The 14,721-nt window shown below is 68.5% G+C and carries 17 protein-coding genes; 11 read left to right on the top strand and 6 right to left on the bottom strand.

The features are described from left to right. The 11 genes from trmD (at window position 1) to ACYSM9_RS09990 (ending at window position 9,163) form a co-directional block, all read left to right on the top strand. On the top strand, window positions 1-813 hold the full coding sequence (trmD, locus tag ACYSM9_RS10040) for a tRNA (guanosine(37)-N1)-methyltransferase TrmD (RefSeq protein ID WP_461856816.1): 813 nt from the start codon (window positions 1-3) through the stop codon (window positions 811-813). Window positions 814-1,076: 263 nt separating this feature from the next. Continuing rightward, on the top strand, window positions 1,077-1,436 hold the full coding sequence (rplS, locus tag ACYSM9_RS10035; protein WP_221386880.1) for a 50S ribosomal protein L19: 360 nt from the start codon (window positions 1,077-1,079) through the stop codon (window positions 1,434-1,436). Window positions 1,437-1,517: 81 nt separating this feature from the next. Continuing rightward, window positions 1,518-2,195, top strand: coding sequence for a signal peptidase I (gene lepB / locus ACYSM9_RS10030; RefSeq protein ID WP_461856815.1), 678 nt, complete (start codon window positions 1,518-1,520; stop codon window positions 2,193-2,195). Next, window positions 2,196-3,008 carry a signal peptidase I gene (gene lepB / locus ACYSM9_RS10025; RefSeq protein ID WP_461856814.1) on the top strand — a complete coding sequence of 271 codons (813 nt, stop codon included), beginning with the start codon at window positions 2,196-2,198 and terminating at the stop codon, window positions 3,006-3,008. Between the two features lie 2 nt (window positions 3,009-3,010). After that, window positions 3,011-3,823, top strand: coding sequence for a ribonuclease HII (locus tag ACYSM9_RS10020; RefSeq protein ID WP_461856813.1), 813 nt, complete (start codon window positions 3,011-3,013; stop codon window positions 3,821-3,823). A 49-nt stretch (window positions 3,824-3,872) separates the two neighbouring features. Next, complete coding sequence (locus tag ACYSM9_RS10015; RefSeq protein WP_221386884.1) at window positions 3,873-4,199, top strand: DUF2469 domain-containing protein; 327 nt, start codon at window positions 3,873-3,875, stop codon at window positions 4,197-4,199. A 101-nt stretch (window positions 4,200-4,300) separates the two neighbouring features. After that, window positions 4,301-4,657 (top strand): YraN family protein, encoded by a 357-nt coding sequence (locus ACYSM9_RS10010; protein WP_221386885.1) that lies wholly within the window; start codon window positions 4,301-4,303, stop codon window positions 4,655-4,657. Continuing rightward, window positions 4,657-6,201, top strand: a complete 1,545-nt coding sequence (locus tag ACYSM9_RS10005) for a YifB family Mg chelatase-like AAA ATPase (RefSeq protein ID WP_461856812.1) — start codon at window positions 4,657-4,659, stop codon at window positions 6,199-6,201. The genes ACYSM9_RS10010 and ACYSM9_RS10005 overlap by 1 nt, the downstream gene beginning before the upstream one ends. A 32-nt stretch (window positions 6,202-6,233) precedes the next feature. Next, a complete protein-coding gene (dprA, locus tag ACYSM9_RS10000; RefSeq protein ID WP_461856896.1) occupies window positions 6,234-7,436 on the top strand; it encodes a DNA-processing protein DprA in 1,203 nt (400 codons plus the stop codon). A gap of 46 nt (window positions 7,437-7,482) precedes the next feature. Further along, complete coding sequence (locus ACYSM9_RS09995) at window positions 7,483-8,409, top strand: tyrosine recombinase XerC (protein ID WP_461856811.1); 927 nt, start codon at window positions 7,483-7,485, stop codon at window positions 8,407-8,409. A gap of 250 nt (window positions 8,410-8,659) precedes the next feature. Further along, complete coding sequence (locus ACYSM9_RS09990) at window positions 8,660-9,163, top strand: DUF3145 domain-containing protein (protein ID WP_221386888.1); 504 nt, start codon at window positions 8,660-8,662, stop codon at window positions 9,161-9,163. A 119-nt stretch (window positions 9,164-9,282) separates the two neighbouring features. Here ACYSM9_RS09990 and fabF read toward each other — a convergent pair whose 3' ends face one another. From fabF to ACYSM9_RS09960, 6 genes are all read right to left on the bottom strand, one after another. Then, window positions 9,283-10,518: a beta-ketoacyl-ACP synthase II gene (fabF, locus tag ACYSM9_RS09985; protein ID WP_461856810.1), complete on the bottom strand. Its 1,236-nt coding sequence runs from the start codon at window positions 10,516-10,518 to the stop codon at window positions 9,283-9,285. Between the two features lie 175 nt (window positions 10,519-10,693). Continuing rightward, on the bottom strand, window positions 10,694-10,939 hold the full coding sequence (locus tag ACYSM9_RS09980) for an acyl carrier protein (protein ID WP_009359314.1): 246 nt from the start codon (window positions 10,937-10,939) through the stop codon (window positions 10,694-10,696). Window positions 10,940-11,016: 77 nt separating this feature from the next. Continuing rightward, window positions 11,017-12,078 (bottom strand): beta-ketoacyl-ACP synthase III, encoded by a 1,062-nt coding sequence (locus tag ACYSM9_RS09975; RefSeq protein WP_461856809.1) that lies wholly within the window; start codon window positions 12,076-12,078, stop codon window positions 11,017-11,019. Next, window positions 12,075-13,004, bottom strand: coding sequence for an ACP S-malonyltransferase (locus ACYSM9_RS09970; RefSeq protein ID WP_461856808.1), 930 nt, complete (start codon window positions 13,002-13,004; stop codon window positions 12,075-12,077). The genes ACYSM9_RS09975 and ACYSM9_RS09970 overlap by 4 nt, the downstream gene beginning before the upstream one ends. Before the next feature lie 88 nt (window positions 13,005-13,092). After that, window positions 13,093-14,337 (bottom strand): PucR family transcriptional regulator, encoded by a 1,245-nt coding sequence (locus ACYSM9_RS09965; RefSeq protein ID WP_461856807.1) that lies wholly within the window; start codon window positions 14,335-14,337, stop codon window positions 13,093-13,095. A 171-nt stretch (window positions 14,338-14,508) separates the two neighbouring features. Then, window positions 14,509-14,721, bottom strand: a 213-nt coding sequence (locus tag ACYSM9_RS09960) for a hypothetical protein (RefSeq protein WP_461856806.1), incomplete at its 5' end; no start/stop codon positions are given.

Raw genomic sequence — 14,721 nt, 5'->3', positions numbered from 1 at the left:
GTGCGGATCGACGTCGTCAGCATCTTTCCCGAGTACCTGGCGCCCCTTGAACTGTCCCTGATTGGCAAGGCCCGCCACGACGGAATCCTGGACCTGCACGTCCATGACCTGCGCAGCTTCACCACCGACCGGCACCGCACCGTTGACGACACGCCCTACGGGGGCGGCGCCGGCATGGTCATGAAGCCCGAGCCCTGGGCCCAGGCGCTGTCCGCGGTGGCGCAGGGCCGGCAGGATCCGCAGCAAAAGCCCGTCCTGATTGTGCCGTCGCCGGCAGGGGAGCGGTTCACCCAGGCCCTCGCGTACGAACTGGCGGAGGAGCAGCACCTGGCGTTCGCCTGCGGCCGCTACGAAGGCATCGACGAGCGCGTCATCGAATGGGCGCAGGAGCATTTCACCGTTCGTCCCGTCAGCCTGGGCGACTACGTGCTCAACGGCGGCGAGGTGGCGGTCCTGGCGATGGTGGAGGCCATCGGGCGCCTCCTGCCGGGCGTGGTGGGCAACCCGGAGTCCCTGGTCGAGGAGTCCCACTCGGACGGCCTCCTCGAATACCCGGTCTACACAAAACCTTCCGTCTGGCGGGACCGTGAGGTGCCGGCAGTGCTGCTCAGCGGCAACCACGGCAGGATCGCGCAGTGGCGCCGCCACGAACAGTACCGCCGGACGGCGGAGCGCCGCCCCGACCTGCTGGAAGGGTTCGACGCCGGCAGTCTCCCGCGTGCCGACCGCACCGCCCTGCAGGACCTGGGGTACGACGTGGTGGACGGCAGGCTGGCCCGCCGCCCGGATGCCGCAGGCGGAGAACGGGACTGACAGTCCCGGTGCAGGCCGGGCGATGCCGGGCCTGCCGATTGGCTGTTGCCCGGCCGCTGTGGCAAAATTAACCCTTGTGTCTGCTGGGTCCGCACCTGCCACAGGGGGTAGCGCGGCCAACAGCAAGGCAACCGGCCCCGTCAACCATTGAAGCGGCCGGACCACTTAATTTTCGGCGGCAATTACCGGTGCGCTCTCCAGCAGCCGGGCCTGCAGCCGTGACCCAAAGTGAATGACCTGTGGCGTTCACCAGGAGTGCAATCATGCATATTCTCGACTCCGTCGATGCAGCGTCGCTGCGCAACGATGTTCCCGAGTTCCGCGCGGGCGACACCCTCAAGGTGCACGTGAACATCATCGAAGGCAAGAACACCCGTGTCCAGGTCTTCCAGGGCTTCGTCCTGGGCCGCCAGGGCGACGGCGTCCGCGAAACCTTCACGGTCCGCAAGGTCTCCTTCGGTGTGGGCGTGGAGCGTACCTTCCCGGTGCACTCCCCGATCATCGAAAAGATCGAGGTTGTCACCAAGGGTGACGTCCGCCGCGCCAAGCTGTACTACATGCGTGCACTGCGTGGCAAGGCCGCGAAGATCAAGGAAAAGCGCGACTTCACCGCCGCCAAGTAAGTCCTTTCGGACCTGCACCATTCTGGAACGCGGCCGTGCCGGCAGCGCCGGAGCCACGCACCAGCGCCAGGATTACGGACCATGGACCAGACAAAACGCCAGCCCCGCACAATGGGCTGGCGTTTTGCGTTCCTGGCGCTGGTCCTTGCGGTCGCGGCCAGCGGGCTGGTCCGGTCGCTGTGGCTGGATGTCTACTTCATCCCCTCGGACTCCATGGAGCCACTCCTGGAAGACGGGGACCGGATCCTGGTCTCCCGGACCGACTTCCAGGCCGAACCCGTCCGGCGGGGGGACATCGTGGTCTTTGACGGGCGCGGAACGTTCGCCCCGCTGAACAGCGGCAAGGGCCCCGTGGTGGATGCCGCCGCCGCGTTTACCCAGTGGCTGGGACTCACCGGCAGCGACACCACCTACGTCAAACGCGTGATCGGGGTTCCCGGCGACACCGTGGCCTGCTGCGACGCCGGCGGGAAGATCACCGTCAACGGTGTACCGCTCGATGAGCCCTACATCTTCCCCGGCGAGGCCCCCAGTACGCAGAAGTTCACCGCCGTAGTGCCCGACGGCAGGCTTTGGCTGATGGGGGACCACCGGTCGGTCTCCGCGGATTCCCGCAGCCTGCTCGGCGCCCCGGGCGGCGGCATGGTCCCGCTGGGCCGGGTGATCGGCCGGCCGGTCCAGATCCTGTGGCCCCTTGATAGATTTGCTCCAGTATCCCGGCCGCCCGCAGCGGGGCCGACGACAGAGAACGGACGGTAAATGCCCGAGAACCACGCGCCGAATCCCGAGCCCCGCCATGACGGCGCATCGGAGCTCCCCGCCGTTCCGGCCCCGGAGGCGCCCGGCGCGGCACCGGCGCACGCGAAAGGCAGGGCTGCGGCCAGGGCAGAAGGCAAGCCCGCCGGCAACCCCCTCCTCGGATGGCTGAAGGAGATCGCCACGGTGGTGGTGATCGCGGTGGTGCTGTCCTTCCTCATCAAGACCTTCCTGTTCCGGGCCTTCTTCATTCCGTCCGAGTCAATGGTGAACACCCTCGACGTGGACGACCGGATCTTCGTCAACCTCCTGGTTCCAGAGCCGTTTGCGCTCAGCCGCGGCGACGTCGTGGTGTTCCGCGACACCAAAAGCTGGCTGCCGGCCGCCCCCGCGAAGACGGAGGGTCCGTTCACCTGGGTCCAGGACGGGCTGACGTTCGTGGGGCTCTTGCCGGACAACTCCGAGCAGCATCTGGTGAAGCGCGTCATCGGCCTGCCGGGTGACCACGTCGTGTGCTGCGACGCCGGCGGTAAACTGACTATCAACGGCACTGCCGTCGACGAGGCCTACATCAACCCCGCCGAAGTCCCGCAGGTCCGCAACTTTGACGTCACCGTCCCCGAAGGCAAGGTGTGGGTCATGGGCGATAACCGCAACCACTCCGCTGACTCCCGCGCGCACATGGAGACCGATGGCGGGTTCATCGACCTCAAGGACCTCGAAGGCAAGGCCGCCGTCATCGCATGGCCGCTGAACAGGATCAAGACCCTGGACAACTACCCGGACGTTTTCCGCAACGTGCCGGCGCCCCGCTGACCATGTCATCCGCAGTACCTGCCGCACCCCTTCAGGCACCGCCGAAAAAAGCGGCCGCACGGACGCGTAGCGGATCCCCGAAGACACCGGCTGCCGCCGGGAAGGCCCCCACGCTGAGGCACGAGCGCTCCTTCAAGGCGCAGGGCATCCGCTTCCTCGCAGGAGTGGACGAGGTGGGCCGCGGCGCCCTCGCCGGGCCGGTCAGTGTGGGCATCGCCGTCGTGGACCTCGAACGCCAGAAGCCGCTGGCAGGTGTCCGCGACAGCAAGCTGCTCAGTCCCGCCGAACGCGAACGGCTCGAGCCCCTGGTGCGCCGCTGGAGCGTGGCGTCGGCGGTGGGGCACGCCACGGCCGGGGAAATCGACGCCCTCGGGATCATCGCAGCCCTGCGGCTCGCCGGAACCCGGGCCTGGCAGAGCGTGCTGGCCGCCGGCGTCCTCCCCGACATGGTGCTGCTGGACGGCAGCCACAACTGGCTTTCCCCGGCAGAACAGCCCTCGCTGTTCGACCAGCCTGTGCCGGAGGCGCACTGCGATGCGCCGGTCCACACGAGGATCAAGGCGGACATGCAGTGCCTGAGCGTGGCGGCGGCCAGTGTCATCGCGAAGGTGGAGCGTGACCGGCAGATGCGCGAACTCCACCACGAGTACCCGGCCTACGGCTGGGACATCAACAAGGGATACGCTACCGCGGCACACCGGGATGTCCTGCGGGCGGCAGGCGCCACGCCCTACCACCGCGTGAGCTGGCGGCTGCTCGGCGGCGAACTGCAGGGCCCCGACGACGCTGACACGGACGGCACCGGAGAAGCCTGACTTCCCCTGCGCGGCGCCAGCCGTGCCGGAGATGGTGCAAGATGGAAGCATGAGTGCTGAGGATCTTGAGAACTATGAAACCGACATGGAGCTTCAGCTCTATCGTGAATACCGCGATGTCGTCGGCCTGTTCAGCTACGTTGTCGAGACCGAGCGGCGCTTCTACCTCGCCAACCACGTGGACCTCCAGGCGCGCAGCGCCGACGGCGAAGTCTACTTTGACCTGACGCTCCAGGATGCCTGGGTCTGGGATGTCTACCGCTCGGCGCGGTTCGTCAAAAGCGTCCGGGTCCTGACCTACAAAGACGTCAACGTCGAGGAACTGCCGCGCAACGAGGAACTTGCGCTGCCCAAGGACGTGGACCTGGGCAACTAGCGCCAACCCGACCTTTCCTCCACACCCGGGCCTGTCCACATAGGACAGAAACCGCCTGTCCTCCGCAGCCGCACCCGCGCAGGCTGGACGCGGAGGTGGAGATGAAATCGAAGGATCTGTTGGGCCGGCGTGGCGAAGACCTCGCAGCCGGCCATCTCGAAGCACTTGGCATGCTGGTCGTGGAACGCAACTGGCGCTGCAGCGAGGGCGAGATAGACATCGTGGCCCTCGACGGCGACGCCCTGGTCATTGCCGAGGTGAAGACCCGCCGGTCGCTGGACTACGGCCATCCGTTCGAAGCGGTGGGCCCGGAAAAACTCGCCCGGCTGCACAGGCTCGGTGCGGCATGGTGCCGGGACCGGGAGCTGCGGATGCCCCTGCGCCGCGTGGACGTCATCGCGGTGGTGGACGACGGCGGCGGCGAGCCGACGCTGGAACACCTCAAGGGGGTGGGGTGATGGCGTTGGGGAGGACGTACTCTGTCGCTCTTGTCGGCCTGAACGGCTACATGGTGGAAGTCGAAGCGGACATCGGCCAGACGCTTCCCGCCTTCGTGATCCTGGGACTTCCCGATGCCTCCTTGAACGAAGCGAAGGAACGGATCCGGTCGGCCGCCAGGAATTCGGGGATTCCGCTGAGCCGCAGGAAGATCACGGCCAACCTCATTCCGGCGTCGCTGCCGAAACGGGGCTCGGGCTTCGACCTCGCGGTCACCATGGCCGTACTCCGGGCCGCCGGGGACATCAAGCCTACCGGGCGGGCCGTCTTCATCGCCGAACTGGGCCTTGACGGCCGGCTGCGCCCGGTCCGGGGGATCCTTCCTGCCGTGATGGCGTCCGTGCAGGCCGGCTACCCGGAGATCGTGGTGGCGCAGGCCAACCTTGCCGAGGCGTCCCTGGTTCCCGGCGCGAAGGTCCGCGGCTACCGCACGCTGGCCAGGCTCGTGCTCGATTTCGGGGCAGACCCCCAGGAACTGGACCTGGATTTTGAACCGGACGACGCCCAGGAGGCTGTTGGCGGCCCCGCCGACAGCGGCCCGTGCCCTGATATGGCCGACGTTTCAGGCCAGGGCGATGCCCGGCGGGCGTTGGAAGTCGCGGCCGCGGGTGCCCACCATCTGCTGCTCACCGGCCCTCCGGGCGCCGGTAAGACCATGCTGGCGGAACGGCTGCCCGGACTCCTGCCGGACCTCGGGGACCACGAGTCCATGGAGGTCACGGCCATCCATTCGCTCTGCGGCCTGCCGGCGTCCCAGGTCCAGCTCCTGCGCCGGCCGCCGTTCGAGAGCCCGCACCACTCCGCGACTGCCGCGGCCATCATCGGCGGGGGTTCGGGGCTGCCCCGGCCTGGGGCGGCCTCCCGGGCCCACCGCGGCGTGCTGTTCCTGGACGAGGCGCCGGAATACGAGCGCCGCGTCCTGGATGCCCTGCGGCAGCCGCTGGAGAGCGGTGAACTGGTGATACACCGCTCGGCCGGGACCGCCGCCTACCCTGCCCGGTTCCAGCTGGTCCTGGCAGCGAATCCGTGCCCGTGCGGCAAGGCCTCGGGCAGAGGGTTGGACTGCACGTGTACCCCTGTCATGCGCCGCCGGTACCTTGCCAGGATGTCCGGGCCCCTCCTGGACCGGGTGGATATCCAGCTGCAGGTGGAGAGGGTTTCGTTGGCCGGGTTTGGGCAGGCGGGTGCGGAGGAGGACACGGCCGCGGTTGCCGCCCGCGTCCTGGGGGCACGCGCACGCCAGTCCGAGCGGCTGCGCTGTTTCGGCCTGGAAACCAATTCCCAGGTGCCTGGCCGGATCCTTCGCGGGGAGCTGAGGCTGGCGCCGGCCGCCACCCGGATCCTCGACCTTTCCCTCGAACGGGGCGTCCTGACGGCCAGGGGCTATGACCGGGTCCTTCGCCTGGCATGGACGCTGGCCGACCTGGGGCATCGGCAGACTCCTGATGTGAATGATATTGGGCAGGCCCTGGGCCTGCGGCAGGCTGCGGCGGTGGCGGCATGACGCGGCCCGGCGCCACGACGGAACGGGGCATCATGACGCAGTCCACCCAGGCACCTCTGGAAGCCGAACGGTTGGCGCGGGCGGCCCTGTCCCGCCTGATGGAGCCGCAGGACGCGGCCGGGCTGGCCCTCGTGCAGCTTACGGGAGCAACAGACGCCCTGCGGATCGCCAGCGGGCAGGTGAAGGCCGGCCCCGGGCTGGAGCAGGAAATCACCACACTGCTGGCGGACAGTGGCGCCGGCGGCAGCTGGGCCGGCCTGGCAGCGGCGCTCAAGCGCTGGCAGCCGCGGCTGCCGGACGTTGCACCCGAACGGGACCTCGCCACCATGGCACGCCTGGGCGGCCGGCTGATCATTCCCTCCGACGGACTGTGGCCGGCGCAACTGGGGGAGCTGGGAATCCAGGAGCCCATCTGCCTCTGGTGGCGGGGCCATGAGCAGCCTCTGCCTCCGGCCGCGAAGTCCATCGCGCTGGTCGGATCCCGGGACAGCACCAGCTACGGGGCATCGGTGACAGGCGACCTCGCCTACTCCCTGGCGCAGCGGGGCTTCACGGTGGTTTCCGGCGGCGCCTACGGAATCGACGCCCACGCGCACCGTGCCGCGCTGGCCGGGGCCGCCTCCGCCATGCCGACCATTGCCGTCATGGCCGGCGGCGTGGACCGGTTCTACCCGTCAGGCAACGAGGACCTGCTGCGCGCGGTCGCCAACCAGGGCGCGGTCCTGGCAGAGGTACCCCCGGGATCGGCTCCCACACGGTACCGGTTCCTGCAGCGAAACCGCCTCATCGCGGCGCTGTCGGCCGTGACCGTTGTGGTCGAGGCGCGGTGGCGGTCCGGTGCGCTGAACACCGCCCATCACGCCGAGGCCCTGGGCCGTGCCGTGGGAGCCGTCCCCGGGTCCGTGCACAGCGCCAACTCCGCCGGCTGCCACCGGCTCCTTCGGGAGGGGGGAGCCGTCTGCGTCACCGATGCGGCCGAAGTCGCGGAGCTGGCCGGCCCCAGCGGCGCGGAGCTGCCCGAACCCCGGCAAGCACAACCGGCCGTCCAGGACGGGCTCACCCTGGAGGACCTGATCCTCCTCGACGCACTGCCTCTCCGTTCCACCACCTCCGTGGAGAAACTGTCCTCGGTGGCTGGCCTGAGCCAGGAATCAGTGCGGGCAGGCCTTGGCCGGCTCGGACTGCTGGGCCTCGCGGTGTCCGAGCGCGGCGGCTGGAAACGGGGCAAGGGATGACCGTGTCCACCCCGGGATCAGCGGAGCCAGCTGAGACAGTGGAGGGATGGAACGTGACGAACTGCCGCGCGAACTCAGTGCGGCCCTCGATGCCTTTTCGGCATACCTGTCGGGGGAGCGGGCCGTATCGAAGCACACCCGGCGGGCGTACCTCGGTGACCTGCACAGTTTCCTGGCCCATGCTGCCTCCGAAGGTGCGGCCGGGCCCCGGGACCTGGACCTGGGCACCCTGCGGCGCTGGCTGGGCAGCCAGAGCCAGGCCGGCGCCTCACGGGCAACCCTGGCACGCCGCTCCGCGACGGCCCGCACCTTCACCGCGTGGGCCCTGCGGGAGGAACTGATCGAAGTGGACCCGGCACTGCGGTTGAAGGCGCCGAAACGGGAAGGCTCCCTCCCCGGGGTCCTGCAGGCATCCCAGCTGACCCGCTTGCTGGACAAACTCGAAGCGGCAGCTGCGGAGGGCGAACCCCTTGCGGTGCGCAACCGGGCCATGGTGGAGCTCCTGTACGCCACCGGGGTGCGGGTCGGTGAACTTGCCGGGATGGACGTCGACGACCTCGACCCGGACCGCCGCACCCTCCGCGTCCTTGGCAAGGGCAACAAGGAGCGCACCGTCCCGTTCGGTGTTCCCGCAGCCCTGGCGGTTGACAACTGGCTTCGGCGCGGCCGCCCGCTGCTGGCCAGGGAAACCAGTGGCTCCGCCCTGTTCCTCGGCGCCCGCGGCGGGCGGGTGGACCAGCGGCAGGTCCGCGCCCTGGTCAACAGCCTGTTCGGGGAGCTCGGGGACACCTCGGCGTCCGGCCCCCACGCCCTGCGGCACTCCGCGGCCACCCATCTGCTCGACGGCGGGGCGGACCTGCGGGCGGTGCAGGAAATACTGGGCCACAGCAGCCTGGCCACCACCCAGATCTACACGCATGTCTCTGTCGACCGCCTGCGAAGGAGCTACCAGCAGGCCCATCCGCGGGCCTGAGCACTGTGGCTAATCGCACTGGCGTAATTCCACGGGGTACGGCACAATAAGAGTCACGTCCGGCAACTTTCAAGTGCCGCTTGAAGCTCCTGAGCTTGATGCGGCGCGGCAAGTCCGGACACTGTTTAATCTGATACATTCTGGACACATCTGAATACCGCGCAGGGAACCACCGCCGCAGTACAGGGCACGGCAGTTCATCCAGGCACAGGTCGTTGGGGAAGACGTACCTAGAGCTATGGAGGATGGAATGTCTGTTGCAATGACCCGCGGTCTGTTGTTCGTCCACTCAGCCCCTACGGCGCTGTGCCCCCACGTTGAGTGGGCGGTCGGCGCCGTGGTGGACAAGCGGACGGACCTTGAGTGGACCCCGCAGCCTGCCGCGCCCGGAATGTTCCGGGCCGAGCTTTCCTGGACGGGCGCACCCGGCACCGGGTCGAAGCTGGCGTCCTGCCTCCGCGGCTGGGCGCACCTCCGCTACGAGGTGACGGAGGAGCCGAGCCAGGGCGTGGACGGCGGCCGGTGGTCGCACACACCCGAGCTGGGAATTTTCCATGCCGTGACTGACGTCCACGGCAACATCATGGTGTCCGAGGACCGCATCCGCTACGCCTATGAGTCCGGCGCCGGCGACCCCGCGGCCGTCTACCACGAGCTCTCCCTCGCCCTGGGCGAAGCCTGGGACGAAGAGCTCGAACCCTTCCGGCACGCCGCTGAGGGCGCGCCTGTCCGCTGGCTCCACCAGGTGGGCTGACCGCCGTCGTACGTCCCTTCCCGGGGAACGCAGCAACACCACTTCCATAGCAAAGAGGAGGCCCCGCCAAGACGGCGGGGCCTCCTCCTGCATCCGGGGGCTTGCCCGGTCAAAACAACCTAGACGCTGCGGATTGCCACCACGGCGTTGTGGCCACCAAAGCCGAATGAGTTGCTCAGTGCCACGATGTTTCCGGCGGGCAGGTCGCGGGCCGTGGTCACCACGTCAAGCGGAATCTCGGGGTCCTGGTTCTCGAGGTTGATAGTGACCGGTGCCTTCCGCTCGTGGACGGCGAGCACGGTCAGGACGGCTTCGACCGCACCGGAGGCGCCCAGCAGGTGGCCCATCTGGGACTTCGTGGCAGAGACGGCCACGTTGTCCACGTGGGTGCCCAAAGCAGCACGCAGGGCCGTGTACTCCGGCTTGTCGCCAACGGGCGTGGAGGTGGCGTGCGCGTTGACGTGCACCACGTCCTCTGCCTGGATCCGGCCATCGAACATGGCGGCCTTGAGGGCGCGGGTTGCACCGAGGCCTTCGGGATCCGGAGCCGTGATGTGGTAGGCGTCCGCGGTGACCGACGTGCCGGCGAGCTCGGCGTAGATGCGTGCACCACGGGCCAGGGCGTGTTCCTCGGCCTCCAGGACCAGGGCACCGGCACCTTCGCCCATGACGAAGCCGTCACGTGCGGTGTCGTAGGGGCGGGACGCGCGCTCTGGCTCGTCATTGCGGCGGGACAGGGCCTGCATCGAGGCGAAGGCTGCCAGCGGCATGGGGTGGATGGCTGCCTCGGCGCCGCCGCACATGACTACGTCGGCTTTGCCGGAACGGATCAGTTCCAGGCCGAGGTGCATGGCTTCGGTGCCGGAAGCGCAGGCCGATACGGGCGTGTGGGCACCGGCGCGGGCGCCCAGGTCCAGGCTCACGGCTGCGGCGACGCCGTTGGGCATGAGCATGGGGACGGTCATGGGCAGGACCCGGCGGGGGCCCTTTTCCTTCAGGGTGTCCCAGGCGTCCAGCAGCGTCCAGACGCCGCCGATGCCGGTGGCGAAAGCGACGGCGAGCCGGTCCTGGTCGATTTCGGTGATGCCGGAATCCGCCCAGGCTTCCCGTGCGGCGATGACGCCGAACTGGGTGGAGGGGTCCATGCGCTTGGCCTCGACGCGGCTGAGCACGTCCAGGGCCGGGGTGCTGCAACGGGCGGCGAAGTGGACGGGAAGTTCGTACTTGGCTACCCAGTCGTCCTCGAGGGTGCGGGCACCGGAGACCCCCTTGAGGGCGTTGTTCCACATGGTGGGTACATCGCCGCCGATGGGCGTGGTGGCGCCCAGACCGGTAATGACTACTTTGCGTGTCATGGGATCACTCTTTCGTCGGTGGGGATTCCGCCTGCGTCATCCGCAGGGTCCCGCACGTGTTGATGATCGGCCCAGTCCCGGTCGGGGGATTGTGCCGGATAAATGCGGCGGGCTGCCGGTCCGGTCAGTCCGGACCGGCAGCCCGCCAAAGCCGCATAGACGGCGGGAGCCTTGACTAGGCCTGCGCTCCGGCGATGAAGCTGACGGCGTCGCCGACGGTCTTGAGGTTCTTGACCTCTTCGTCCGGGATGCGTACGCCGAACTTTTCCTCGGCGTTGACCACGATGGTCATCATGGAGATGGAGTCGATGTCCAGGTCCTCGGTGAAGGACTTGTCCAGCTCGACGGCCTCGGGGGCCAGGCCGGTTTCCTCGTTGACGATTTCAGCCAGGCCGGCCAGGATCTCTTCGTTGCTAGCCATTGATGGCTCCTTTTCTTGTATTGCCGGCAGGGGCTGCCGGAAACGGTCCGGGCCGCGGTTGCGGACCCTTGGCGTACTTAGGGAAGGACTATTACCTGCGCACCGAAGACCAGCCCGGCGCCGAAACCGATCTGCAGGGCCAGCCCGCCGCTCAGCGCCGGATTCTCCTGCAGGAGCCGGTGCGTTGCGAGCGGGATCGAGGCAGCGGACGTGTTGCCGGCGTCGGCAATGTCCCGTGCCACTGTAACCGTCTCGGGCAGCTTCAGCTTCTTCACCATCTCGTCGATGATGCGCATGTTGGCCTGGTGGGGAATGAACGCCACCAGGTCTTCGGCCGTGATGCCAGCGGCATCAAGTGCCTGCTGGGCCACCTTGGCCATCTCCCACACCGCCCAGCGGAAGACCGTCTGGCCGTCCTGGCGAAGCGTGGGGTAGAGCTCCTGTGCCTCCTCGAGGAGGGCAAGGTCACCGGTGGAGTCGGACTGCCGCGCCGCCAGGCCGAGGTCCCGGACATCCAGCAGGGACCGCGTCATGCCGATCGCGTTCCACTTACTGCCATCCGAACCCCACACGGACGGTGCGATGCCCGGCGTGTCGGAAGGCCCGACGATAACTGCGCCCGCGCCGTCGCCGAGCAGGAAGGAGATGGTCCGTTCCCGGTTGTCGATGACATCCGAAAGCTTCTCTGCGCCCACCACCAGGACGTACTTTGCGGCGCCGGAGCGGACCAGGGCATCGGCCTGGGCAATGCCATAGCAGTAGCCGGCGCACGCGGCCGAGATGTCGAAGGCCGGTGCGGGGGTGGCGCCCAGCCGGTCAGCCAGGCTGGCTGCCGCGGAGGGCGTGGCGTAAGGGTGGGTCACGGTGGAAACGATGACGGCGCCGAGTTCGGAGGCCTCGATGCCGGCCTTCTCCATGGCCTCGCGGGCGGCGCCTTCGGCCATGTCGATCACGCTGACGCCGGCGGGCGCGCGGTGCCGGGTGACGATTCCGGTGCGCTGGCGGATCCACTCGTCGGAGGAGTCGATCCACTGGCAGACGTCCTCGTTGGTGACGATGACGTCCGGCCGGTAGGCCCCGAGCCCGAGGATCCGGGTGTGCTCCTGCAGGGGAGCCTGCTTCAGGGTGGGGGCGCTCATGCGTCGCCTTCCAGTTCCGCGAAGAGCGCCAGGGCTGCGGACAGGTCGTCGGGGGTCTTGACCGCGACGGTCTTGACGCCGGGCATCCCGCGCTTGGCCAGGCCGGCCAGGGTGCCGGCGGGGGCCAGTTCGATGACGCCGGTGACGCCCCGCTTGACCATGGCGTCCATGCAGAGGTCCCAGCGCACCGGGCGGGACACCTGGGCAATGAGGCTTTCGACGGCGGCACCGCCGTCGGTGACCTCGCCGCCGTCGTAATTCGACAGCAGGGGCACCTTGGGGGCAACCGGGTTCAGCTGCGGTTCGAGCGCCTTCAGGGCGCTGACCGCAGGGGACATGTGGCTGGTGTGGAACGCGCCGGCCACCTTGAGGGGGATCACGCGGGCCTTGGCCGGCGGGTTGTCGGCCAGTGCCTTCAACTGTTCGAAGGTTCCGGCGGCGACGGTCTGGCCGGCGCCGTTAACGTTGGCGGGGGAAGCTCCGGCGGCCTCGATGGCTGCCAGCACCTCGGCCGGGTCACCGCCGACAACGGCGCTCATGCCCGTGGGGGTGACTGCAGCGGCCGCAGCCATGCTGTTGGCTCGCTCCCGGACGAACGTCATGGCTTCCTGCTCCGTCAGCACACCGGCGAGGGCGGCCGCGGTGATTTCACCCACGGAGTGCCCGGCCAGGATGACCGGGAGGGAGTTGAGCTCGACGTCGAAGAGTGACGCTGCGGTGACCAGGCCGGCGGCCACGATCAGGGGCTGCGCGACGGCAGTGTCCTTGATGGTTTCCTCATCGGAGGTGGTCCCGTGAGCGATCAGGTCGATGCCTGCGATGTCACTGAGGGAGGCCAGCTGGCCTGCCACCGAGGGCAGTTCCAGCCAGGGGGCCAGAAAACCCGGGGTCTGCGAGCCCTGTCCAGGGCAGACTATTGCAAGCACGTAACCAGCTTTCCAAATTACTGTGTGATCCAGCGGTGTTTCTCCGCACCAAGCTCACGGGGTCAGGTTGTAGGAAGTCTACAACGTGTCAGCCTTGGTTCCGGGATGCCTGGCGCTCCGTGGCGGCCTTGGGCGGAGCGGAAAGACGGCCCACAACGAGGGCGGCCTGCAGGACGAAGGCTTCCCGCGGCAGCAGCGGATCCCAGCCCGTGACGTCGCAGACGCGCTTGAGCCGGTACCGCACGGTGTTGGCATGGACGAAGAGTTCCCTGGCCGTGGCCTCCAGTGAATGCCCCAGTTCCAGGTACGTGCCCAGGGTCTCCACCAGCCCGTTCGACGCCGCCAGAAGGGGCCGGTAGATGTTCTTCACCAGGGAGCGCCGCGCCGCGTCATCGCCGGAAATCACCCGTTCCGGCAGCAGGTCGTCCGCCGCGACAGGCCGGGGAGCGGCGGGCCATGCGCGGGCGGCTGTCAGGCCCGCAAACGCGGACTGCGCCGAACCGCTCGCTTCCAGCAGCGAACCTGCCTCGGCGCCGTAGACCACCGGCCCGGGCGCGAACATGTCGCTGAGTTTCACGTAGGCGGTTTCGCGGTCGTGCACCCCGCCAAGAATGAGGATGAGGCGGTCGCCCTGGATGCCCACCAGTGCGTCCTCGGCGTACCGTCCGGCCATCCGGCGCAGTTCGCTGACGTAGCTGGCGCTGGGCTCGGACGGGGAATTGCCCACCATGACGGTGAAGCGCTCCTGCGCCTTCCAGCCCAGGGCCGCGATCCGGGAGCGCAGGGCGTCGGTGTTCTCACCGCGCAGGATGGCATCCACGATCAGGGCCTCAAGCCGGGTGTCCCAGGACCCGCGGGATTCGGCGGCGCGGGCATAGACATCGGCCGCGGCAAACGCCACCTCCCGCGAGTAGCGCAGGACGGCCTCGCGCAGGGACGGCTGGTCGGCCTCCGGTGCAATCACCGGAACCTGGTCCTCCACCACCTCCACCACGATCCTGATCAGCTGCAGCGCCTTCTGCAGGCTGATCGAACGGGTCAGCTCGGTGGGGGCCGTTCCAAAAACGTCGGTAAGGATCCACGACGGCGAGCTGGGCCGCTCGTACCAGGTGACGAACGCGGCGATGCCGTTCTGCGCCACCATGCCCAGCGCCGAACGCTCATCGGCACTGAGCCGGCTGTACCAGGGCAGCGACTGTTCCAGCTTCCGCATGGTGGTGGTGGAAAGCTGTCCCACGTTGGCCCGCAGCTGTTTGAGCGTTTCGGACTTCTCCGGCGTGACCTTCGGCGGGGACGGTTTCCGCTTCGCGGACGGGCTTGCTGGTGCTGGCATTCTTTGAGCATACGGCCAGCGCCCCGCAAGCTCCATTTGTGCGAAGGCTACAATCAGCGTTGTCGCCGATCACAGCACCGGCAGCCGTCAACGCGGACCCGCTGCAAACAGGACGACGGCGGCCCCCGCCTTTCGGAGGGAGCCGCCGCCGTTGCTGCGAACCGGGTGAGGCTACGCCTCGCCGCCCGCGTTGCCGGTGGTGCCGGCGTTGACGTTCAGCAGCTTGTACTTCTCAATGGCCTTGACGGGCGCGTCGACGTCCACCTCGCCGCGGCGCGCCAGCATTTCCAGGGCACGGACCACGATGGAGTGGGTGTCGTTCTTGAAGAAGCGGCGGGCTGCTGCGCGGGTGTCGGAGAAGCCGAAGCCGTCGGCGCCGAGGGT

This window comes from Arthrobacter sp. C152, assembly GCF_054890965.1.
Note: the sequence above shows the minus strand (reverse complement) of the source record. Positions and strands in the feature narration are given on the sequence as shown.